Origin of the sequence: Prolixibacter sp. SD074 (assembly GCF_009617895.1) — a bacterium.
Lineage (GTDB): Bacteria > Bacteroidota > Bacteroidia > Bacteroidales > Prolixibacteraceae > Prolixibacter.
This window is the reverse complement of sequence record NZ_BLAW01000001.1, coordinates 611,698-632,965: the sequence shown is the minus strand read 5'-3', so window position 1 is coordinate 632,965 and position 21,268 is coordinate 611,698. Positions and strand designations below refer to the sequence as shown.

Sequence of the window (21,268 nt, the reverse complement as noted above, 5' to 3'; positions counted from 1 at the left end):
TTGTATTTTAATAATGCGTTATACTTATTTCAACTGAACCAGTACAACTGAATGAGCAGGCAAGGTAATATTCAATTTGCCATTCTTCGGTTTTTCTACCGAAAAATCGCTCAAAGCCACTTCTTCCTTCTTCCCCAAATCATTGTAAGAATCCATGGTTTTACCATCGACAATCTTACCGGAGGCTTGTCTATACTGCACGTTAGGAATATCGCACTCCAGTGTTTCCGCTTTGTCAGGATTCAGATTACAAAGGGTAATGCTCATTACGCCATCCTTCAGTGAAGCGGAAGAGCTGATAGACGGAATACTGTCACCTTTGTAAGTATAAGAATCGCTCTTCAGATTAATAGGAACCAAACGGACATCCTGATGCACGCTGTACATTTTGTATACGTAGTAGGTCGGTGTCAGCACCATCTCTTTTCCTTTGGTCATGATAACCGACTGAAGTACATTCACCATCTGGGAGATACTAGCCCATCGTCACGCGATCGGTGTGATTATTAAAAATGTTCATGTTGACACCGGCTACCAATGAATCGCGCATAGAGTTTTGTTGGTAAAGAAATCCGGGATTGGTTCCAGGTTTAACATTGAACCAGTCACCCCATTCGTCGATAATCAAACCAACACGATTATGCGGAATGGTATAATAGTGGAGCGAAATTCCCTGAATGAGGTTCGGATGACGCATCGTTTTTTTCATCACCGTTTCCATCCAGTTATAATCATCAACATTCGGATCGCTGGCGATTTTATACGGAGCACTCCACATGAAGGTCGAAAAGCGGTTATCTTCGGTTACTCCGCCCCAGTTCACATTCACAATGGAAGGACGCTTATCTTTCGGTCCGATTCCGTCTTTCCAGTGATAGGTGTCGGCAAAACAACCGCCGGGCCAGCGAATGACCGAAACCTTCATCGCTTTCAGTGCGTTCACTACATCGGTACGATATCCATCGATGTTGGGGATATCAGATTTCTCGCCAACATAAATACCACCATAAATGCCATGACCCAGATGCTCGGCAAACTGGCCATAAATTTCTTTGCTGATTAGCTGTTTGGCTTCGTCAGGATATACCGTCATCCGGTTTTCCTGTGCCATGAGTTTTACAGAGAATAATAAGAACAGGGCAACTACCCCAAATTTTAAATGCTTCATGGTTGGATGTTTAAATCATTTTTAGTTTTAACTAATTGGATTGCGTTTGATTTTGTCAGGTTAAAACCTCTTTCAATAACGGGTTCGGCAGGGAGTTCCCTGTCGGGCCCGTTTCATCACAAACGGTTTCTATTGCGAAAGATTAAAGTTTTCCCAATTCAATATATTTCTTATAAATCTCATCGTACTTCACCGCATTCTCAGCAATGGGATAATAGGTCTTTTCAAAACCCTGTCCCATCGCAGCCTGAGCTTCTTCCACTGATGGATAAACTCCCGCAGCAACCGCAGCAAACATCGCAGCTCCCAGCGCCATTGCCTGCTCCGATACCGACACTTTAATCGGCATATTCAGCACATCGGCCATGGTCTGCATCACGAATGGAGATTTTTTGGCGACACCGCCGATACCGACCACTTCTTTAATTTCGATGCCATGCTCGGCAAACCGGTCGGTAATGGCCCGTGAACCAAAGGCCGTTGCTTCTACCAACGCCCGGAAAATACGCGGAGCCGAAGAGCCTAAATTCAATCCGGCAATGGTTCCGGTAACGGTTTGGTCGGCATCCGGCGTACGACGGCCGTTCAGCCAATCGGTAGCCACAATGGTTGATTCTTCAACCGGAATCTTAGCGGCTTCTTCCGACAATGCCGGCAGGATTTTATCTTCAATGACTTTTCTTTGCACCTCATCATCGAGGAATTGCAGCGGCCAGCTCAGCACATTCTTAAACCATGCATAAATATCGCCAAATCCTGATTGGCCTGCTTCGAGGCCTACCATGCCGGGAATAACAGAACCATCCACTTGTCCGCAGATACCCGGAATGAGCTTATCCTCCATCTCTTCTGGCACACCAAAAAAAGCCATCCGTACGGATGGCTTTCGAAATAAATATTGTGTAAACAACTAACTGCTGTGAATTTCCGGCTTCAGTTTCCGAATCACACCAAAAGTGGCTGAAAACAAGAGAATAACTTTAATGACCTCCAGTCCGATATAAACAAAATGTGCCGGATCGGAGGTGGGCTGCGCGCCATTAATAATTTCAACCGCACGGTGCGTCAAAACGGGCAAAAGAACAAACGTCTGGATAGCAACAATCACGGCAAGTCCTGCAACCATAAAAGTCAACTTGTCCTTTAAAAATCCGAAGTTCCGCTTAACAAAGAATAGTAACAACAGGGTAAGCACAATCTCCACCCGGTTTAATCCCGTAAAAACCAGTTTGCCAATTCCCAGGCCAATGGGCAATGTCACCCCCGGGGCCTGAAATTTCAGCCAGGCTTCCATAAAACTGATCGCACATACGAAGCCAGCCCAAAACATCAGAATGACGATGGGTGCAAATGCAACGCGTTTATTCATCATATATTTAGTTCATTAATCGGTTTATAACAGCTTCCTGTTTCATTACCTTTTGAGCCAAAGAATAAATTGTTTCCTTTCGCACCAACCGATAGAAGCCGTCTCTGATAGGAAGATATTCTTCATGCATCGGACAAGGATGTGCGTCGTCGCAATGCTTTAATCCAAATCCGCAACTGGTGAAAATATGGGCATCTCCCATTTGGCTGATGACGTCATACAGTGTGGGCGAAGCTTCAGGGGTAAGCTCTTTAAAAAAGAATCCTCCTCCCCTGCCTTTCACCGATGAAAGTACACGCGATCGGGCTAACGTCTGCAAGATTTTGGCGGTGTAAGGTTCCGGACTTTCAATTTCTTTTGCTACTTCGCGAAAGCCGGGCGTTTTCCCTTCCAGATTTTTCATACAGATGTAAACCAACGCCCTGATGGCGTATTCAGCTGCTTTTCCTACCATTTTTTAATATAAAAGTTCATCTATTTAACCGCCATCTTCTGTTCCAGTTCAATGGCTTTCGGAAAAAGTATGTTATTTTCCAAATGAATGTGCCGATGCAAATCCTTTTCAAAGTCGGCCAACTGTTGATAGGTCACCCGAAAGGTATTGCAGGCGTCATCGGGAATACTGTATCCGGCCGATAATTTAGCAATCTTTTCAAAACGTTCTCCTTCGTTTTGATGTTCCTGCATCATCATTGCAACCGGATTTTCTACCTGCCCGAATGACGGCGCTTGATAAGGAACTTCTCCCCTTTTTACTGCTTCCAGACGCTTAATATGAGGAAAAAGAACCATTTCTTCCTTTTGTAAGTGCATCGTCAAATCGCCAGCTGAACCTTCGAATAATTTTTTGATCTCAATTATCTCAGGATGATGTTCACTGTGCTTTCGCTCTATTTTCTCCAGATTCTCCAACAAAACCGGAATGTGTTTCCTCACATACGTATGATGCCGCTCGACAATATAGCCAATCAGCTTATCCAACGCCAGCGCATTTAAATATTCAGCATCCGGATCGTTTTCCAGCAGTGCTGCATTTAACTCTTCCAGCAAAATTTCCGGTTCCACACCGGCCTTGCGGCTTGCTTCGTTCAATGGACGATTGCCGTTACAACAAAAATCAATATGGTGAGAAGCAAACACCTGGGCTGCCTTAAAGTTCTCACGTACAATCTCTCCTACGTTTGAATCACTCGTTATCTTCATATCATTCAGAATTATTTACGACACAAAAATATGTATTTTTCTTCTAAAAGGATTAAAAGGTCTTTTTATATTTTTACATTTGTTCACACCAACTCATAAAACTTGTTGCAATGAACACAAAACGATTATGGGCAGGATTTATCCTTGTCATGGTAATTTCATTTGGTGTATTACTCTACTACGGTGAAGAGATTTATCGCAAGGCACCTCCCGAACCTGAAAAAGTTGTTACGCAAAGCGGAGAAACACTTTTTTCCGGCCAGGACATTAAGAATGGGCAAAATGTGTGGCAATCCATTGGTGGACAAGAACTGGGTACCGTTTGGGGACACGGCGCCTACAAAGCACCTGACTGGACAGCTGACTGGCTGCACAAAGAGGCTGTTTTTATTCTGAATAAATGGGCCGAAGCCGAATATGGAAAAGGCTATGCCGCTCTGAACGATGAAAACAAAGCGGCACTTAAAGCCCGGCTGAAAAACCTGATAAGGAAAAACCGGTATGATGAAAATACCGGAGTGCTAACCATTCCTGACGTTCAGGCCGAAGCAGTTAAAGCAATCAGCAAAGAATACACCGGTCTGTTTATGGATGGTCCTCAATACCAAAAACTCCGCGAAGATTACAGTATTCCACCCGGAACCGTCAAAGACCCGGAAAGGATGCACGAAATGAATGCTTTCTTTTTCTGGGCTACCTGGGCCACATCCACTGACCGCCCGGGAATGGAAATCACGTATACCAACAACTGGCCGCCCGAAAAACTAATTGACAATAAACCGACCAGTTCATTGATTATCTGGACAGGTTTCAGTGTGATACTGCTGCTGGCAGGAATTGGTCTGCTTGCCTGGTATTATGCTTCGAATCGTGAAGAAGAAGATTTCACTGAAGTTCCGAAGGTCAATCCCCTTTCGGGACAACACATTACACCCTCGATGCGGGCAACACTGAAATACTTTTGGGTTGTATCCCTCCTCATCCTGGTACAAATTGGCATGGGGATTATCACCGCTCACTATGGCGTTGAAGGATTGGGCTTTTACGGACTCCCCCTCGATAAGATATTACCATACAGTGTTTCCCGGACGTGGCATCTCCAGCTCGCTATCTTTTGGATCGCTACATCATGGCTCGCCACCGGATTGTTTATGGCTCCGGCCGTCTCCGGTCATGAACCCAAATACCAAAAACTGGGCGTCAATGTCCTGTTCATCGCCCTGCTGGTTATCGTTGTCGGTTCTATGGCCGGTCAGTGGATGGGAATCATGCAACGGCTCGGTTTGGTCGATAACTTCTGGTTTGGTACCCAGGGATACGAGTATGTCGATCTGGGGCGTTTCTGGCAAATCTTCCTGTTTATCGGACTTTTCATCTGGCTCTTTCTGCTGGGACGCGCCCTCTGGCCAGCCATTACCAAGAAATCGGATAACCGACAGCTACTGATTCTTTTCCTAATCTCTTCTATTGCCATCGCGGCATTCTATGGTGCCGGACTGATGTGGGGACGACAGACCAACCTTTCCATTGCAGAATACTGGCGCTGGTGGGTTGTTCACCTTTGGGTGGAAGGATTCTTCGAGGTATTTGCTACGGTTGTTATCGCCTTCCTTTTTGTCCGTATGCAGCTGATCAAGCCAAAGCTGGCTACGGCGACGGTGTTGTTTTCCACCATTATTTTCCTCTCAGGAGGTATTCTCGGAACATTCCACCACCTCTACTTCGCCGGAACTCCTACGGCCGTTCTGGCTATTGGAGCGACATTCAGCGCCCTGGAAGTCGTGCCGCTGGTTCTTGTAGGTTTCGAGGCTTATCATAATATCCGAATGAGCAAAGCCAGCGGTTGGATTCAGACCTATAAATGGCCGATTAACTTCTTTGTGGCAGTGGCGTTCTGGAATCTCGTCGGAGCAGGAATCTTTGGATTTGTCATCAATCCTCCCATCGCACTGTATTACATGCAGGGACTAAACACGACGGCGGTTCATGCCCACGCTGCTCTGTTCGGTGTTTACGGCATGCTGGGTATCGGTCTGATGTTGTTCGTTTTGCGTGATATGAATCTTCAACCGGAGTGGAAGGAAAAGCAACTGAAGTTTGCCTTTTGGACACTCAACATCGGGCTGCTGCTGATGGTGCTTATCAGTCTTCTCCCGGTTGGATTGATGCAAACCTGGGCCAGTGTGAAGTACGGTCTTTGGTATGCCCGTTCACCCCAATTCCTGAATCATCCGCCCATGCAAACCCTCCGTTGGTTGCGCGTGATTGGCGATACAGTATTCACCGCCGGCGCACTGGTATTGGTTTGGTTTGTTTTTGGATTGAAAACAGGCTGGTCGATTAAAAAGAAATAATCAATTAATCGCTGTACACCCAAAATCCCTGAGGTAAATTACTTCAGGGATTTTTTTATTTTGTTTCAGGCTCCAAACCGTTCCTTGGCTTCCTCCAGCATAGAAATCGTCGCAGTTGCTCCGCAACGGGTACAGCCGGCTTCCTTCACGGCTAACAGTTGATCGAGTGTTCGAACACCGCCCGCCGCTTTGATTTTCACATTCGGGCCGGAATATGTTCGCATGAGCTCCAGGTTCTTCAACGTTGCCCCTTCATAGCTGTATTTTCCATCGGCTCCTTTCACAAAGCCAAAGCCGGTCGACGTCTTCACGTAATCAGCACCTGCTTCGGTACAAATTTCACACAACCGTTTGATATCTTCTTCTTTGGCAACAAAATCGGTTTCGAAAATCACCTTCACAATCGCGCCGTGGTAATGACATTCATCGGTAACAGTCTGGATTTCCTTCCGGATATAATCCCAGTCACCCTGCAACGCCTTGCCAATATTGATGACCATATCAATTTCGACGGCTCCGTCAGAACAGGCTACTTCAGTTTCGAAGCGCTTCACTGCGATGGTGGAATTCCCGGCAGGAAAACCGATGACACAGCCGACCAATACGTCGGTATCCTTGAGCAATTCAACAGCTTGTTTTACCATGTATGGCTTCACACAGACCGAGGCCACATCATATTTCGCGGCCACTTCGCACTCCCGCATCAGGTCGTCATCCGTTAAAGTGGGGTGTAAAATGGAGTAATCGATCATTTTCGCGAGTTCCTTCAGTTTCGTCATGATGTTTTATTGGTTAGTTAGTTGCTTTTACATTGCTTAGTTTAACCTCACCCAATCGCTCCAGTTTATCAGAAGCGGCCATTCCGTTTGGGTTGCAACCGGTTTTTCCTTCCGGAATACCGATTCCCAGCTTTTGATAGTGCGCCACCCAGGTCGAATCAAATTGTCCGGTTTGCGGATTTTTAAAAGTCATTGGATTCAGTTTGAAAACCGAATCAGGAGCAAAAACAGTATAAACAAATTCCGAACAGTAATATCCCGTATCCGGAAGAATATAGCTGTAATTGTAGGGCTGTCCAATCAACTGATGCGCACGCTTCATGGCTTCCGGAATAGATTTCCGGAACGGCGCTTTCAACCGGTAAGCCACCACTTCCGCTCTTTCTCCTTCCGGATGTAGGAATGAATCGAGCGGTTGCCGAATCACACCATATTTAGGTTCTGAGTTCAAAACATATATGCCATCTGAAGTCACTTTTGTAATTCCCATGTGACTAATTAGATGAAGATTTCGCTTTTGGCCAGCATTCCGGACACTCTTACTGTCGGAGGTAATTAAAGCCGACGATCAACAGGAACTGGTTGACCGGTTCTTCCGGAAAAGTATAGAGATATTTCTCCCTGATTCGACTGCCTAACGGGAAATACCGACAGATGCCTCCAATAGTTGATCGGTAACTTCGGCGATATTATACAGTAAAATCAACTGTTGCCGGGTAGTTCCTTCTTCCATTTCGGAAAGGCGTTTACTCAGGTGCTCCAAAATTGGGCTCACCCTGCAGGTAGGTTCAACCTTTAAGCCACCATCCAGCCATTGACTGGCTCCGACCAAAGCCTCCTCGATTTTAACAGCAAATTGTTCCATTTCCGGATTGATGAATTGCTGAATATCGCGATGCGCTCCCAACGCCGACAGATACGACAACAGGGCATGATTCAGATAAGTAAGTTTAAACGCCTGTTGCCTGAATTGTTGCTGCCGTTTCGGTTCCACCTGCATATCCTGCCAGGCCATCGCCAATGCATTATCCGCCTGATGCGCCTGTCTGCGGGCAATGCGGTAGTCCAAATCGTCTTCTTCCGAGAGACGGTATTCTTTTAGAATTGCTTTGAAATAGGCGGTGTTTTTTGCCAGTGCTTCAGAAATCAAAACCGGTAGCCGCTTGTATTGCCAATCGGGCCAAAGTAACCTCACAGAGATAATTGCCAGTGCAGCACCCAACACCGTGTCGAACATACGCGGACCCATCATGGCAACGCCCTTTCCCGACAGGAGATTAAAAGCGCCCAAAACAAACATCGTGATAAAGATAACGGCGATGTAATAACGCTTCCGCAACCAGAAAAAGAAATAAAAAGCGGCCAGTAACATCAAGGCCAGCTGTCCCATTTGGGTAGGAAGAATCTGTACTACGCCCACGCCGGCTGCCACGCCCATAAACGTTCCCAGGATACGTTGAAAAAGCCTGCGGCGGGTTTCGCTGTAACTGGGCTGACACACAAACAAACTGGTCAGCAAAATCCACTCTCCCTTTTCGATGTGCAGCCACTGCATTAACCCGTAGCCAATCACAAAACAGGTACTCAACCGGACGGCATGCCGCAACCGGGGATGACGCCAATGCAATTGCGCTTTCAGGCGTTCCCACAACGTACGGGTGTCACGGGCCAGGCGTGGAATGTATTTTCGTTGGGAAATGTCGCTCAGGTTCAGCAACGCGCGGTGCGACTGCGTGAGATTGTGCAGCAACAGCGAAAGCCCCTGCTTTCCCGATTCGGGGCGCTGTTCCAATTGCTCATTCAGCGCGTTGACAATCCATTTCAGCGAAACAGGATGCCGGTAAGGCACACCGGTCAAGAGATTGTCAGCCAATCGTCGGGTCGCCTGTGCCAGCTGTAACAGCAATTGACCGAAACCTTCCATCAATGCCTGATTGTCCGGATTGCTACTGAGCAGTTCATATCGTTCGTGACTGGAAGCCGCCCGCTCGTGCAGACTTTGCAACAACATAAACCGGCGAAGGTAAGGCACCAGCTCGGCCTGATCGTCCAACGCACCGGCATAACTGTTCAGCACTTCCTTCGTCCGCTCCAACGCATTCACCATTTCAATATTCAGCATGGCCAAACGGTGACGAATCGTCGTCTGCTTTTCCGCGTCGCTCGGAAACAACCGGGCCTTTTCTTCCAGGTAGGCCGAAAGGGCCAGATAACCGCGTGCCAGCTGCTCTTCCAGTAACCGCCAGGGATGACGGTATAACAAGGCCAGCGAAAGCAAACCATACCCCAATGCCCCAGCCGGCAGGAGAATCGGTTGCCAGTAAGGTGCAGGCCGAAGCGAATCCCCCAGCATGGTATAAATGGCAATCAGTACCGCACCAAAACTAACCCCGCGATACCGTTCGCCCAGACCTCCAATCAAAATAAAAAGCACGGTAGAAACTGCCAGCCCTACCGCGAACAACCATGGTACAGGCCGTAAAATTTCAACCGAAGCGCTGGATAGGGCAAAACTAAATACCGTAAGAACCAAGGCTTTAACACGTCCCCTGGGATGGTCATCGGTCTCGGCCAATGCGCCCGCTAACGCTCCCAATGCCAGGGTTATTCCATAATAGGCATGGCCTGTCAATACAAACGGGACCGAGAGCAAAGCCATGGAAATCGTAGCCTTCAGCGCCATCAACCGGTCGGGGTACCGCCAGAACGTCTGACGCAAAGGTTCGTACCAAGTTCTATTTTTCAGCTGTTGCCACATATCCATAAGTGAAATAATATCAGTTCAATATATCGATTTTCAATCGATCTGCCGGCAAAAATATAAAATCAGGAACGGAACCGGATACCCTAAAATCCGACTTGACACAATGATAATGCGCCGTTAACCTCCACATGACACGATAAAAGAAAAAACATCTTCGAACCCTGAAAAAATCAAAATGCTGAACTTATATTCACCACATAATAAAATTGAAGATTTTTGACGCTTTAATCGTTCACCAAACCAATATAATTTATCATATTTACAATAAATAATTGAATCATCCGTTAGCTTATTATCTGGAAACTTCTTTTAAAGAGCATTGAACATCGCCAACCGGCAAGAGACCATAATGAGGGAGTAATGATAATCAGAATTCTTTTTCTTTTCACCTATCTTCTGTTCAGTGCACAACTATTCGCTCAGGTTATAAGGTATAATACAGTCGACTTTTCGGGAATGGCTCCATTCTGGCAAGTTGAATCATCATTAATAAAAGATACCGAACCCGATCCGGATGAATGGAACGCCCTCTTCGATGCTCCGCCCTATCAGATATTAATGGCCGGTGGATTCTCACAAAAAGAATTTGAACAGCAGCTGCGGCTAGCCTTCATGCCTTCAATGGGCTCGCTGTTGAGAAAAGAACTGGACAAGAATAACCCGAAAAGCAACTTTCTGCGACACGTCATGCAAATAATGGGAAACGAAAAAAAATTGAAAGAGCTGCAAGCCAATTTACAGAAAGCACAACTGATTAAGACGGCTTTGTCGATGGCAAAGGAACTCCTGCCCGATAGTTTTCTTTATGCCAGAGCACTGCCTCCGGTATCGTTTATTATTTGCGATAAAGCCATATCTCACGCCCCAACAGGTGTAATTATCGACCTCCTGTTCAGTATGGATTTCGAGGCGTATGTTCCTTATTTTATTGCGCATGAAGCATATCACTTTTACCGGGCCAAAATCAAAGTCCCAAATTTACCGGGCCACAATCAACCTGAATATCCGATTATACAGATGCTGACACAAATGGAAACGGAAGGAATTGCTGACCAAATTGACAAGAAAAAATTCTTTCTGAACAGAGGCCCTTTTGCCGGTTATGAATGGGCTAGATCCTATCAACATTATCTCGCCAAATCTCCCCAAGCCATCCTTCAACTTGATGAATACTTTATACGGATGGCTACTGTTCCCAATAGTGATTCGAAAATTATAGAGGATTTACTCCCCATGAACGGACATCCAACGGGCTACTATATGGCTAACGCGATTATTGAAAAAATGGGTAAACGGACATTAATTCAACAAACAGCCAATCCGTTTGCCTTCATTCGTCTTTATCAACGCGTTGCCCTGAAAGACAAAAAGCATTATCCGCCCTTTTCATCGATTACCATGCAATACCTTCGCAAACTTGAACAAAAATATTATCTGCCGAAGAAGGCTGAACAGCCGAAACAAAAGTCGAGTCCCAAACTCATGTGGTACGAAAAGGACAAAGTGATTAATAACTGGTAGCTGGCATGCTAAACAACGGTGAGTTAAATCAATTCCGGTTGGAAAGATTCCGAAAACCACCCAGGGGTTAACACCTCATTTTCTTGACAAAGAGACAAAGACAGCTCGCATTCATCAAGCTGTTTATCTTTTCTTACGTGAAGCACCACAAGCAGTTATCGCGGGAGGGAAAGAGCAAAACAGGACAGTCCTTTTACCTGTGGATACACTCCATCAATGTGGCGCTGCTCAGTTTTATTCTCTTCCTGATTCTTCACTAACGGCATCACGAAGGTCACGGAATATAATCGACAAACACCTGCTTCTGGGTTCCCAAGCCTTCGATGGTTAATTCCACCTTGTCACCGTTTTCAAGGTATTGTGGCGGTTGCATTCCCATTCCAACACCGGGAGGCGTTCCGGTCAGGATAACATCACCGGCTTCCATCTGCATGTATTGCGATATGTACCAAATCAGGCTCGATGGATGAAATATCATTGTCTCGGTATTGCCAATCTGACGAATGCTGTTGTTCACAGTCAGTTGTAAATCCATGTTGCGGGGTTCTGCAATATTGTCGCGGATAGCCAGGAACGGTCCCAGCGGAGTAAAACCCGGTGAGGATTTTCCTTTTACCCACTGCCCTCCTCTTTCGAGTTGATACTCCCGTTCCGACACATCGTTGGCTATAGTATAGCCGGCAATACATTCATAGGCCGCCGCTTCGTCTTTCAGGTAAAGAGCATTCTTCCCCATAACAATGGCCAGCTCAATTTCATAATCTGTTTTCGTACTGCCGGGCGGAATAATTACATCATCATATGGACCGGCCAACGTGTTGGTTGGTTTCATAAAAATTACGGGCTCCTTAGGAACCTCCATCTCCGCTTCTTTGGCATGATTGGCGTAATTCAAGCCCGCACATACGATGGAGGCCGGGCGTGCAACCGGACTGGCCCACCGCTCCTGCGGATTCACGACAGGCAGTTTATCACCTTCTTCTTCTACCAGCTTTTGCAGTAGATTTAATCCGCCGTGCTGAAAAAAAGTGTGATCCCAATCGTTGAACCTGCCCGAACAATCATACCTTTCCCCATTAATCAGGATACCTGGTCTTTCCTTGCCGCGTTCTCCAAAACGAATCAATTTCATAGCAGCCATTTTATTCATTTTCAAGGAACAAAAATATATTGAATATAAAACATATACCTATCGAATTCAGGAATCTTTAACAGTTGCCGACATATCAATGTTACGTAAGCGACTCTTCTTTGTGCCGTACGAAAAATAGAGTACCAGACCGATAACCAGCCAGATAACAAAACGCATCCAATTGGTAATGCCCAACTCCGACATCAGGAAAAGGTTTATCAGCAATCCGATAACCGGAATAACGGTCCACTGTTTCCTGATAGCAGCAACGGAAAGTATTACAGCCACGATAACAAATATCCACTCCGGCCACTTGATACCCTCAATGGTTGACAAGGTTACTGCACTCCTACTGGTTGCAAAAATGACAATAAGGACAACGGCCCAGACGGGTAACAAAAACCAGCGGCTGTTGAAATAGGGGATCCGGAAACCACCCTCTCCCTTATCTTTTCCACGCGGGTTCATGATAATAATACCTCCGGAAACCAACACAAAAGCAAACAACGTCCCAATACTGGTCAAATCGGTCACTTCCGTGAGGTTCATAAACAAAGCCGGTATCGCAACAATGGTGGCGGCCACAATGGTAGCAAAAGCGGGTGTCCGGAACCGTTTATGCAATTTCGAGAAACGGGGAGGCAACAGGCCATCCCGGCTCATACTCATCCAGATGCGGGGTTGGCCAACCTGGAATACCAGCATCACACTTCCCATGGCAATCACCGCTCCCAACGCAATAATCCCCGAAAGGGCTTCGAGGTGATTCTTGTGGAATACATATGCCAGCGGGTCACTTACGGCGAGATTTTTATAGGAAACCATTCCCGTAATCACCAGGCTAAGCGTTACGTATAATAACGTGGTAATGATTAAGGCATAAATCATCGAACGGGGCAAATCGCGACGCGGATTCTTACACTCTTCGGCCGTTGTGGAAATGGCATCGAAGCCAATGTATGCAAAGAAAACACCCGAAATGCCTTTTAGTACGCCGCCAATTCCATTGGGTGCAAACGGGCTCCAGTTCCCCGGATTCACATAAAACGATCCCACACCGATGACCACCATAAGGATAACCAGTTTGAGGAGAACAAGCAGGTTACTGGTAATTTTTGCCTCTCGAATGCCCCGGTACACCATGTACGAAATAAACACCACAATGGCCAGGGCCGGTAAATCGGCAATGAGCCGGAAGTCGCCAATTTTCGGCGCATGCATCCAGGCCAGGTATGTTTCCTGCAAATGAAAACTTAACCGTCCGGGCGTCTGACCAGCGGCCAACGCCTTCAGCGCTTCGGCATGACCGCGCATAGCACTCAGGTAATCCACACTCAAAAATTCCGGAATATGAATACCCAGGCCACGAACGAGCCCGGTAAAATAGCCTGACCAAGAAATCGCCACGGCAATGTTTCCTACCGCGTATTCCATAATCAAATCCCAGCCGATAATCCAGGCAACCAGCTCACCAAAGCTGGCATAGGCATAGGTATAAGCACTTCCGCTGATGGGAATGGAAGAAGCAAACTCAGCATAACTCATGGCACTGAAACCACAGGCCAGCGCCGTAAATATAAATAACAGCGAAACAGCAGGGCCACCCTGTGCCGCTGCTGTTCCGATGGTACTAAAAATTCCGGCTCCAACAATGGCGGCAATACCAAAAGCTGTTAAATCAGTTACCGACAAATTGCGCCGCATTTGTGTTTCTTTTTCGCTTCCGGCAGCATCTTTCATAATCAATGCAACCGGTTTTTTGCGAAATAGGGGGTCTATATCCATATCAATCAAATTTGCTTACGTGCGTCACCAATCAGACTAAATTCAAATTCTGTTTTTAAGAATATTACCGGTAAAAATAAACATATCGTCAGTTATTACCCCCATTTTGTTGTTATTTATAATTTAATTTCTCTCATTTATTACAACCTGACACCATTTTTAAGACGGGCACAATCCATTTTTATATTTTTACAGGTAAGAAGAAACCTCATCCACGGCGGGCACACAAATTGACTTCTGCCGGCCACTATTTCCCAGTCGTTTAAACAGGTTCTCAGCTTTTCATAAAGAGATTTCCTGCCGGGAATAAGGTATCTTGCCAAATAGTTTCCTACATTTGCAGCACAAAAATAAAGCAACAAGTATCATATGGACGATGGCCCGTATCATAGACAGGAATTTGGTATAACCTCGCATTAAGAGAGGGCGGACAGTCTGTGCCTTTCTTAATGAAAAAAATAAGGAGGCACGAAACATGATTAAAATCTTCAGAAGCTTTGGCGGTTACGTTGAGCTACCCAAGGCAGAAAAAGGATGCTGGATTAATGTGACCAATCCAACCCCCGACGAAATCGCTGCACTACGTGACCAGTACAACATGCCCGATGACATTATCAAGGATATTATTGACGTGGATGAGCGCCCGCGTTTGGAAAACGACGACGATTGGTCATTGGTGATTTTGCGTATCCCCATCGAAAATCCCAACAACGGTGTGCCATTTTATACGGCCCCGCTGGGCGTTTTCATGACCAGGGACGTAACCATCACCCTTTGCTCGGTGCAAAACGAAGTACTGCCTTCGCACCAACCGTCGCTTTACCGCGAGCCGTACCAGCAGGTGAACGATGAACTGAATTTCATCCTAAAACTGTTCCTGCGGTCGGCCACCACCTATTTGCGCTACCTGAAATACATTAACCAGCAGACGTCGTCGATTGAAACCGACCTGGAAGAATCGATCCGGAACAAGGAGTTGACCAAATTGCTGAAAATGGAGAAATGCCTGGTCTTCTTCATCACCTCCCTCCGTTCGAACGAAATTGTGTTGACGAAACTCAGGAATTCGCGGCGAAACACCATCAATGAAATTAACGAAGACTTGCTGGAAGACGCGGTGATTGAGAATAAACAGGCCATCGACATGGCGCAGATATATTCCGACATCCAGAGCGGCATGATGGATGCCTTCGCTTCGGTTATCTCCAACAACCTGAACGTGGTGATGAAGCAGTTGACCTCCATCTCCATCATCCTGATGATCCCAACCCTGATTGCCAGTTTGTACGGGATGAACGTGCCGAACTTCATGGAGAACTCGGCCTGGGCGTTCCCGGCCATCCTGTTCTTCTCCGGCCTGATGGCCTACATTGGCATCGTCATGTTCCGGAAACGAAAATGGTTTTAACGCTTATGCGGAAAAATATAATCCCTCAAGAGAGATGCCCTAGAGTACGATTAGGCTAAACCCCGAAGCAGAATATGAAACCTGTGACCGGGAGCCTCTTAACAATGGCTCTTAAATCACTCAAAATCCCCTGAACATTTTAGAGAAACTATTAATCTAAACCATATCTACCCTGAAACAAGACATGGTTGGCCGAATGCTTACTTAAAAACATCGGTGGCTGCTCCCCCATGCAAATTGGAAGCTGTTCTGCGAAGGCACAAGTCTCGTGATGATCGGTCGAATTTTCTGTCTTCATTTTGTTGGTTGTTATGTTGCATCCAAGTAAACAAAATCTTTTTATTTCCCGATAGATGGGGTTTCGGGCTGGTGAGATGGATGGAGAATTAGGGAAATAGGGAACGGCTTACGTTAGCAAAAACGGGAAAGCACGGGACTGGCCTGTGGCAATTCGTTATGCATAGGCTTTCAAATTTTATTGCCTGTCTGTCGAGATTAAAAAGCCGCTATATCCCCGTTTTGCGTGGAAAGGACAAAAAAGGCTTTATATTCCTGTCATAGATATTCCCATAGGGGCTTCGCGGTTATGGTGATGCCCCTGCCTGGAAAAAATTATCGTTCCTCTTTCGTTCCATCCGAATAGATGGCAAAACGTTTCGCGCCTGCGCCATGGGTTACTTCGTCCTGCGGCCAGGGCCAGCCCCCGAATTGTGTTTGCCGGTACTCCGAAAAAGCCTCATCAATCTCTTTTTTGGTATTCATCACAAAAGGCCCGTACTGAACCACCGGTTCATGCATGGGCCGTCCCTGCAATAGTAAGGCAGAGCAGGCTTCTTCACCAGCCATCAGGTGTACCGGCTGGTCGGCTTTTACATCTGCCGAATGGTAGGCCGGCAGGTTTGCACCGTTCAAATGAAGCTGGCCGCCTTTATAAAAATATAACCGCCTGTTCACCCCGGGTGAAGCAGCGGGCAGCTCAAACGTCGCATTCGGTTCCATGTGTATCACCCAAATGGCTACCTCGTTTTCGGCTTTCGAAGCCCAGGAATCCGGAGGAGGGACCGGTGCTGACAGGGTGCCTATTTTCCCGGCAATCAATTCGATTTTTGTTATTCCGTTTTGCGCATCAGCAGCTTCGTAGCGGGGAATATCCTCGTTCCAGAACATTTTATAGTGCGGTTTGACCATTTTGCTTGCCCGGGGCAAATTCAACCAAATCTGAAAAAGTTCCATGGGATTACCTGCATCCTGGTTCACCAACGGAAACATTTCAGAATGCTGTAAACCTTTACCCGCCGTCATCCATTGCACATCGCCATTGCCATAGCGGCCTGCTGCCCCCATCGAATCGCTATGATCGACCCAGCCTTTGCGAACAACGGTTACCGTTTCGAAACCCCGGTGCGGATGCGGCGGGAAACCGGGAACGGTCTGCCCGTGGTACATGCGCCAACCATCTTTCACATGAAAATCCTGCCCCATATTTCTTCCCACCAATTCCTTTTTGCCGGGGCCTAAATTGGCATTTCCTTTTGGAAAGAAATCTTCATGATGCACGCAAAACAAAAATGGGTCGGGGGCTTCCCACTGAAAACCCAACGGTTTTATATTCTCAACTGATTCGTTCATTGTTTTTCCCATATTGATGTGATAAAGTTGAAACAATGAAACCAGGGTTAGGTTTATGTGAGGCCAGAATTTCGGACGCCCGCCCCATGTCGTTGACTAAAGAAGATCCTCAACGTTATCGCTTTAACAGCATTTCCCGTATCTGCGCCGAGTAATTTCGGGAAACCGGCAATTTGTAGCTGTCGATTGTGAGTTTGGGTATAATGGGGAAGAGTTGGTATGTGCAACATTTACTCTACATCCACTAATCGGGAAAAACCGGTGTACGGCTGTAATTCCATTATTCTAAAATCGATTATCCCTTTCCTGACGAATGGTAACTCGTTCAGAAGTCGTTTGGCTGCCCATTTATCTTCGCATTCAAGAATGAGGATAGCATTCTTGTTTTCTGTGAAGTATATTTCTCTCGGATAACCTAAAAGCAGCATTTTATAAGCTGATTTTGCTTCTTCAATCAGCGTCCGGGATTCATTTTCCAATCAATCAACCTCATTTAATTCCTTTTCGATGGCCAATATCTTCATTTCGCTGGTTTTTTTAGGTTGGATCCAAGTTATCAAAATCTTTCTCATGAGTATCTCGGTATGCTACACAACAACCAACCGTGGTTTAATGGGAGAAGTCACTGTCACGACATGTCCCGCCCCTACCAAGTCCTGAATACCAGGAGTGGGCTGGCATCTGATATCCAGAGTCATCGTAAAAGCGAAACGCTACATCGTAGTCAAAGATGTGCTGGTACATCTCGTGATATACACGGGCCAGTGTGGTATAGAACTGGGTCATGGGATTTGGCTTGATATTCTCACCACTTTCGATGCAGCTATCTCAAAAGTAATCGCCTGATAAGCTGCCCTGACTATTCCTCATTCCACCGGAAGTGCAGTGCCTGCTATCTTCTTTCTTTGCAAAACAATCCCTCCACTCGCCACACCCATGAAAACGATTTAGCTAATGATATCCAGGTTGTTCTTCGCGGAAAGGAGAATAAAGGGCATAATATCCTGTGCAATTACAACTTAATTGCACAGGATATTTTGGCTAGACTAAAATATGAAAATAGTCTTTTTACTTTAATCGAAATTGATAAATTCTGACTTGTCGGTCAGGCAGAACGCACATTTATCATCCACATTTGCCATATCATACGTATTTCCGCAAACAGGACAAACGGCATAACCCGTAGGCAAACCGCTTTCCAACTCCGTGTTTAAAGCGCTCAATGCTTTGGAATAAAAATCATTGTGCTTCTTTTCGGTATCTAACGCCCAGGTAAACGATTGTTCAGCTTTCTGAACTTTTTCAGCTTTTGCATCTGCGAGAAATTGAGGATACATTGTGGCGACTTCATACGACTCTCCGTCTATCGCTGCCTGTAAATTCTCTGCCGTCGTTTTCACGTCAAATTCCGGTGTAAAAGCATCCATCTTTTCGCCTAATGATTCCAAAACCTTGGTATGATTGGCTGCATGTACTGCTTCCGCGTTTGATGCGGCGCTAAAAAGCATCGCAATCGCATCATGACCTTCTTCTTTTGCTTTCTGAGCAAAAGCTTCGTACTTTTTGCTTGCTGTTGTTTCACCAATTATACCTGCCTTGAGGTTTTCTATTGTTTTAACCGGTTTGGGTTGATTACAGCTTGTAAATGCTATCAAACTTGTAACAACTAATACTAAAACTATACGCATTTTTTTCATCTGAGTTTGAATTTATATTATTTATTAAAGGGGCATCATATAACTATAAACCAGCGTTCCGCCAAAGAAACCGGTTATACCGACTGAAATGGCTGCAAGTCCGTAAAGAGCAAAGGCAAGCCATTTCAAGTCTGAATTTTCTCTTTTCTTTACAACGAGGAAAATCCGAATGACGGCAGCAAGAAATAATAAACCCAACGTTATCCAGGCAAACAACTCGTGGGTAGCCTTAACTTCTCCTGCAACGCCTGACATGTCGGAAGTAAATAAAATACCGGCCAGCAAAGCAAAAATGGCCGAAAGTGTACCAACGATTAGCAAGTAAAAACCGGTTTTCGATAAACATGCTTCTTTCTTAAAAACCAACGAAGCTAAATCGGCAACAAATCCAATAACGATTAACGCAATTGGAAAATGAACTAACATTGGGTGAATGTGGCTTAGTGAAATCATAGGTAATTAGTTTTTACGTAAATATAAGAAATCTACTTGTCTAAAGACGATGATGACCCGTGTTCGTTTTTAATTTAAAATCATTCTTCATTTACCGATACCAAATAACCCGAAACACTCGTTGATGCCGGGTTGCGGCCAACAAGTGTTTCGGGTTATTTCAAGCTGAAGGTTGTTCTAAAAGCGAAACGCTACATTCTAATCGAAGATGTGCTGGTACATCTCGTGATACACGCGGGCAGTGTGCCATAGAGTTAAGTCATGGTTTGGCTTCTTTCCAGGCTTTACCGTCGCTTCGTTGCCCTGCGACTATGAGATGAAATAGCTGTAGCTTCCCGTTATTCCTTTGCCACCCATTTCGTTGAGAAAGTTATGGAAAAAACTTTGCATTTATCCTGACGGGAAGCGGATCAGCTGATTGTAAGATGGCAAATCGATCTGTTCAGGATGAAATCCGCTGTAGCAGGAAATAACCGACAAGAGGGTGATATGCAAATCGGAAGTGGGATAATAGTACTGGCCGGGCTCTTCTTTTTGCATTACTTGCAACCAGCCACGAATGCGTTCTTTCACCTCATCGCGCGGACGAATTAACAAGGTAATTCCGCGCCGGTCATCCGACGGATCATCCAGCAATTCATCCGTAACCACTCCCTTATCCTGAATCTTATCTATCGATTCGGTGTATAATTGGTGATAATGTTTTTTCAATGCAGCCTCGTTCATCTGACGGGTAACTATAGCGGGCAGGCGTTTCTCTTCCTACTAACCCGCGAACGGATTTAAAAGTAGAAAAATTATCGAAGTAGCCCGGCCTTACCTTTTCCAATCTGCCAGAGCTTTCTTCCAACCAGGAAAAACCGGCTTTCTATAACTACAAAACCATTATCATATCTAAAAAGATATCTTGCATCCGCGAATAGAAATATCCGGACAAAAACAAACATTGCCTCCCCCTCATCTGTTAAACGCAACAGACAGACTTATCTTTTTATTGAATATTAGAATAGCAAATCATATGATAAAATTAGGAAATAGCGATTTACAAACTGCTCCCATCGTATTCGGGGGCAATGTTTTTGGATGGACACTCAACGAAAAAGAGTCGTTCAGGATTCTGGATGAATTTGTGGACGCCGGTTTCAATACTATTGATACAGCCAACGTTTATTCCCGTTGGGCCGACGGCAACCAGGGCGGCGAATCGGAAACCATCATCGGGAAATGGATGAAGGAACGGGGAAATCGTGACCGTGTGAACGTCATTACCAAAGTAGGCGCCGATATGGGACAAGGCCATCGCGACCTCTCGGAGAAACATATTATGGAAGCAGTGGATGACTCTTTGCGCCGTTTGCGGACCGATGCCATCGACTTGTATCTCTCGCACTGGGACGATGAAAACACGCCCGTAGCAGAAACCCTGGGAGCTTACGGGAAACTTATCAAAGCTGGAAAAGTGCGATTTATAGGCGCCTCCAATCTTCCGCCCGAGCGACTGAAGGAATCACTGACAGCCAGCGCTCAAAACAATTTGCCACGCTACGAAGTATTTCAGCCGGAGTACAATCTATACGATCGCCAGGGCTTTGAAGAAGGCGTTGCGCCCGTTTGCCTGAAAGAGGAACTGGGTGTTATCACCTATTTTTCGCTGGCCAAGGGTTTCCTTAGCGGGAAATACCGAAGCAAGGATGACCTGGGCAAAAGTGCTCGCGGTAGCGGAGTGGGAACGTATCTGAACGACCGCGGTTTTCGTATTCTGAAAGCGCTGGACGAACTGGCTGCCAAACACGAAGTTTCACAGGCAGCTGTGGCACTTGCCTGGCTCATTCACCAGCCCAATGTGACCGCGCCCATTGCCAGTGCGACGAAAAGCAGTCATCTGAAAGCTTTCGCCGAAGCCGTGCAAATGAAGCCCGAGCCGGAAGATCTGCAATTGCTACAATCGGCTTCAGCGTATAAATAGCCTTAAGCCGAAAATTTGAATCCCTCATCATACGGTTTCG

21 protein-coding genes are annotated in these 21,268 nt (G+C 46.0%); 5 read left to right on the top strand and 16 right to left on the bottom strand.

The genetic code is table 11. The features are described 5' to 3' along the window. Window positions 1-24: 24 nt before the first annotated feature. The 6 genes from GJU82_RS17340 to ric all read right to left on the bottom strand — a co-directional run bounded on the left by GJU82_RS17340 (window position 25) and on the right by ric (window position 3,740). Complete coding sequence (locus GJU82_RS17340; protein ID WP_255473927.1) at window positions 25-465, bottom strand: alpha-L-arabinofuranosidase C-terminal domain-containing protein; 441 nt, start codon at window positions 463-465, stop codon at window positions 25-27. 10 nt (window positions 466-475) lie between these two features. Then, the gene (locus GJU82_RS17645; RefSeq protein WP_255473926.1) at window positions 476-1,168 is read right to left on the bottom strand and encodes an alpha-L-arabinofuranosidase C-terminal domain-containing protein; all 693 of its coding nucleotides are present in this window, start codon (window positions 1,166-1,168) and stop codon (window positions 476-478) included. Window positions 1,169-1,310: 142 nt separating this feature from the next. Next, window positions 1,311-2,039, bottom strand: coding sequence for an FGGY-family carbohydrate kinase (locus GJU82_RS02675; RefSeq protein WP_153630737.1), 729 nt, complete (start codon window positions 2,037-2,039; stop codon window positions 1,311-1,313). A 39-nt stretch (window positions 2,040-2,078) separates the two neighbouring features. Then, complete coding sequence (locus GJU82_RS02670; RefSeq protein ID WP_228488536.1) at window positions 2,079-2,540, bottom strand: hypothetical protein; 462 nt, start codon at window positions 2,538-2,540, stop codon at window positions 2,079-2,081. Between the two features lie 4 nt (window positions 2,541-2,544). Beyond that, on the bottom strand, window positions 2,545-2,991 hold the full coding sequence (locus tag GJU82_RS02665; protein WP_153630736.1) for an Rrf2 family transcriptional regulator: 447 nt from the start codon (window positions 2,989-2,991) through the stop codon (window positions 2,545-2,547). 20 nt (window positions 2,992-3,011) lie between these two features. Then, window positions 3,012-3,740 (bottom strand): iron-sulfur cluster repair di-iron protein, encoded by a 729-nt coding sequence (ric, locus tag GJU82_RS02660; protein ID WP_153630735.1) that lies wholly within the window; start codon window positions 3,738-3,740, stop codon window positions 3,012-3,014. A gap of 110 nt (window positions 3,741-3,850) precedes the next feature. On the opposite strand from ric, the gene GJU82_RS02655 reads away from it, so the two are divergent. Then, on the top strand, window positions 3,851-6,094 hold the full coding sequence (locus tag GJU82_RS02655) for a nitric-oxide reductase large subunit (RefSeq protein WP_153630734.1): 2,244 nt from the start codon (window positions 3,851-3,853) through the stop codon (window positions 6,092-6,094). 65 nt (window positions 6,095-6,159) lie between these two features. On the opposite strand, the gene deoC is transcribed toward GJU82_RS02655, so the two are convergent. The 3 genes from deoC to yccS all read right to left on the bottom strand — a co-directional run bounded on the left by deoC (window position 6,160) and on the right by yccS (window position 9,637). Further along, a complete protein-coding gene (gene deoC / locus GJU82_RS02650) occupies window positions 6,160-6,873 on the bottom strand; it encodes a deoxyribose-phosphate aldolase (protein WP_153630733.1) in 714 nt (237 codons plus the stop codon). A 13-nt stretch (window positions 6,874-6,886) separates the two neighbouring features. After that, window positions 6,887-7,363, bottom strand: coding sequence for a YiiX/YebB-like N1pC/P60 family cysteine hydrolase (locus tag GJU82_RS02645; protein WP_153630732.1), 477 nt, complete (start codon window positions 7,361-7,363; stop codon window positions 6,887-6,889). A gap of 144 nt (window positions 7,364-7,507) precedes the next feature. After that, window positions 7,508-9,637 (bottom strand): YccS family putative transporter, encoded by a 2,130-nt coding sequence (gene yccS, locus GJU82_RS02640; RefSeq protein ID WP_153630731.1) that lies wholly within the window; start codon window positions 9,635-9,637, stop codon window positions 7,508-7,510. A 360-nt stretch (window positions 9,638-9,997) separates the two neighbouring features. On the opposite strand from yccS, the gene GJU82_RS02635 reads away from it, so the two are divergent. Next, window positions 9,998-11,158: a DUF5700 domain-containing putative Zn-dependent protease gene (locus GJU82_RS02635; RefSeq protein WP_153630730.1), complete on the top strand. Its 1,161-nt coding sequence runs from the start codon at window positions 9,998-10,000 to the stop codon at window positions 11,156-11,158. 83 nt (window positions 11,159-11,241) lie between these two features. Continuing rightward, the gene (locus GJU82_RS02630; protein ID WP_153630729.1) at window positions 11,242-11,418 is read left to right on the top strand and encodes a hypothetical protein; all 177 of its coding nucleotides are present in this window, start codon (window positions 11,242-11,244) and stop codon (window positions 11,416-11,418) included. A gap of 14 nt (window positions 11,419-11,432) precedes the next feature. Here the strand turns inward: GJU82_RS02630 and GJU82_RS02625 are convergent, their stop codons facing one another. Then, window positions 11,433-12,290 carry a fumarylacetoacetate hydrolase family protein gene (locus tag GJU82_RS02625; protein WP_153630728.1) on the bottom strand — a complete coding sequence of 286 codons (858 nt, stop codon included), beginning with the start codon at window positions 12,288-12,290 and terminating at the stop codon, window positions 11,433-11,435. A 66-nt stretch (window positions 12,291-12,356) separates the two neighbouring features. After that, complete coding sequence (locus GJU82_RS02620; RefSeq protein WP_153630727.1) at window positions 12,357-14,075, bottom strand: amino acid permease; 1,719 nt, start codon at window positions 14,073-14,075, stop codon at window positions 12,357-12,359. A 475-nt stretch (window positions 14,076-14,550) separates the two neighbouring features. On the opposite strand from GJU82_RS02620, the gene GJU82_RS02615 reads away from it, so the two are divergent. Then, entirely contained in the window at window positions 14,551-15,483 is a 933-nt protein-coding gene (locus tag GJU82_RS02615) for a magnesium transporter CorA family protein (RefSeq protein WP_153630726.1), read from the top strand. Window positions 15,484-16,095: 612 nt separating this feature from the next. Here GJU82_RS02615 and GJU82_RS02610 read toward each other — a convergent pair. The 5 genes from GJU82_RS02610 to GJU82_RS02590 form a co-directional block, all read right to left on the bottom strand. Beyond that, a complete protein-coding gene (locus tag GJU82_RS02610) occupies window positions 16,096-17,112 on the bottom strand; it encodes a pirin family protein (protein WP_153630725.1) in 1,017 nt (338 codons plus the stop codon). Window positions 17,113-17,342: 230 nt separating this feature from the next. Beyond that, on the bottom strand, window positions 17,343-17,591 hold the full coding sequence (locus GJU82_RS02605; RefSeq protein WP_153630724.1) for a hypothetical protein: 249 nt from the start codon (window positions 17,589-17,591) through the stop codon (window positions 17,343-17,345). 594 nt (window positions 17,592-18,185) lie between these two features. After that, the gene (locus GJU82_RS02600) at window positions 18,186-18,809 is read right to left on the bottom strand and encodes a rubrerythrin family protein (RefSeq protein ID WP_153630723.1); all 624 of its coding nucleotides are present in this window, start codon (window positions 18,807-18,809) and stop codon (window positions 18,186-18,188) included. Between the two features lie 24 nt (window positions 18,810-18,833). Then, window positions 18,834-19,262: a DUF2231 domain-containing protein gene (locus GJU82_RS02595; RefSeq protein WP_153630722.1), complete on the bottom strand. Its 429-nt coding sequence runs from the start codon at window positions 19,260-19,262 to the stop codon at window positions 18,834-18,836. A 390-nt stretch (window positions 19,263-19,652) separates the two neighbouring features. Then, on the bottom strand, window positions 19,653-19,988 hold the full coding sequence (locus GJU82_RS02590; protein ID WP_153630721.1) for a hypothetical protein: 336 nt from the start codon (window positions 19,986-19,988) through the stop codon (window positions 19,653-19,655). A gap of 292 nt (window positions 19,989-20,280) precedes the next feature. Here GJU82_RS02590 and GJU82_RS02585 point away from each other — a divergent pair, with 292 nt between their 5' ends. Further along, window positions 20,281-21,228: an aldo/keto reductase gene (locus tag GJU82_RS02585; protein WP_153630720.1), complete on the top strand. Its 948-nt coding sequence runs from the start codon at window positions 20,281-20,283 to the stop codon at window positions 21,226-21,228. Window positions 21,229-21,268: the final 40 nt, after the last annotated feature.

Coding starts and splice junctions, on each gene's coding strand:
- GJU82_RS17340 (WP_255473927.1), bottom strand. CDS start 465: ATGGTGAATGTACTTCAGTCGGTTATCATGACCAAAGGAAAAGAGATG.
- GJU82_RS17645 (WP_255473926.1), bottom strand. CDS start 1,168: ATGAAGCATTTAAAATTTGGGGTAGTTGCCCTGTTCTTATTATTCTCT.
- GJU82_RS02675 (WP_153630737.1), bottom strand. CDS start 2,039: ATGGCTTTTTTTGGTGTGCCAGAAGAGATGGAGGATAAGCTCATTCCG.
- GJU82_RS02670 (WP_228488536.1), bottom strand. CDS start 2,540: ATGATGAATAAACGCGTTGCATTTGCACCCATCGTCATTCTGATGTTT.
- GJU82_RS02665 (WP_153630736.1), bottom strand. CDS start 2,991: ATGGTAGGAAAAGCAGCTGAATACGCCATCAGGGCGTTGGTTTACATC.
- ric (WP_153630735.1), bottom strand. CDS start 3,740: ATGAAGATAACGAGTGATTCAAACGTAGGAGAGATTGTACGTGAGAAC.
- GJU82_RS02655 (WP_153630734.1), top strand. CDS start 3,851: ATGAACACAAAACGATTATGGGCAGGATTTATCCTTGTCATGGTAATT.
- deoC (WP_153630733.1), bottom strand. CDS start 6,873: ATGACGAAACTGAAGGAACTCGCGAAAATGATCGATTACTCCATTTTA.
- GJU82_RS02645 (WP_153630732.1), bottom strand. CDS start 7,363: ATGGGAATTACAAAAGTGACTTCAGATGGCATATATGTTTTGAACTCA.
- yccS (WP_153630731.1), bottom strand. CDS start 9,637: ATGGATATGTGGCAACAGCTGAAAAATAGAACTTGGTACGAACCTTTG.
- GJU82_RS02635 (WP_153630730.1), top strand. CDS start 9,998: ATGATAATCAGAATTCTTTTTCTTTTCACCTATCTTCTGTTCAGTGCA.
- GJU82_RS02625 (WP_153630728.1), bottom strand. CDS start 12,290: ATGAAATTGATTCGTTTTGGAGAACGCGGCAAGGAAAGACCAGGTATC.
- GJU82_RS02620 (WP_153630727.1), bottom strand. CDS start 14,075: ATGGATATAGACCCCCTATTTCGCAAAAAACCGGTTGCATTGATTATG.
- GJU82_RS02615 (WP_153630726.1), top strand. CDS start 14,551: ATGATTAAAATCTTCAGAAGCTTTGGCGGTTACGTTGAGCTACCCAAG.
- GJU82_RS02610 (WP_153630725.1), bottom strand. CDS start 17,112: ATGAACGAATCAGTTGAGAATATAAAACCGTTGGGTTTTCAGTGGGAA.
- GJU82_RS02600 (WP_153630723.1), bottom strand. CDS start 18,809: ATGAAAAAAATGCGTATAGTTTTAGTATTAGTTGTTACAAGTTTGATA.
- GJU82_RS02595 (WP_153630722.1), bottom strand. CDS start 19,262: ATGATTTCACTAAGCCACATTCACCCAATGTTAGTTCATTTTCCAATT.
- GJU82_RS02590 (WP_153630721.1), bottom strand. CDS start 19,988: ATGAACGAGGCTGCATTGAAAAAACATTATCACCAATTATACACCGAA.
- GJU82_RS02585 (WP_153630720.1), top strand. CDS start 20,281: ATGATAAAATTAGGAAATAGCGATTTACAAACTGCTCCCATCGTATTC.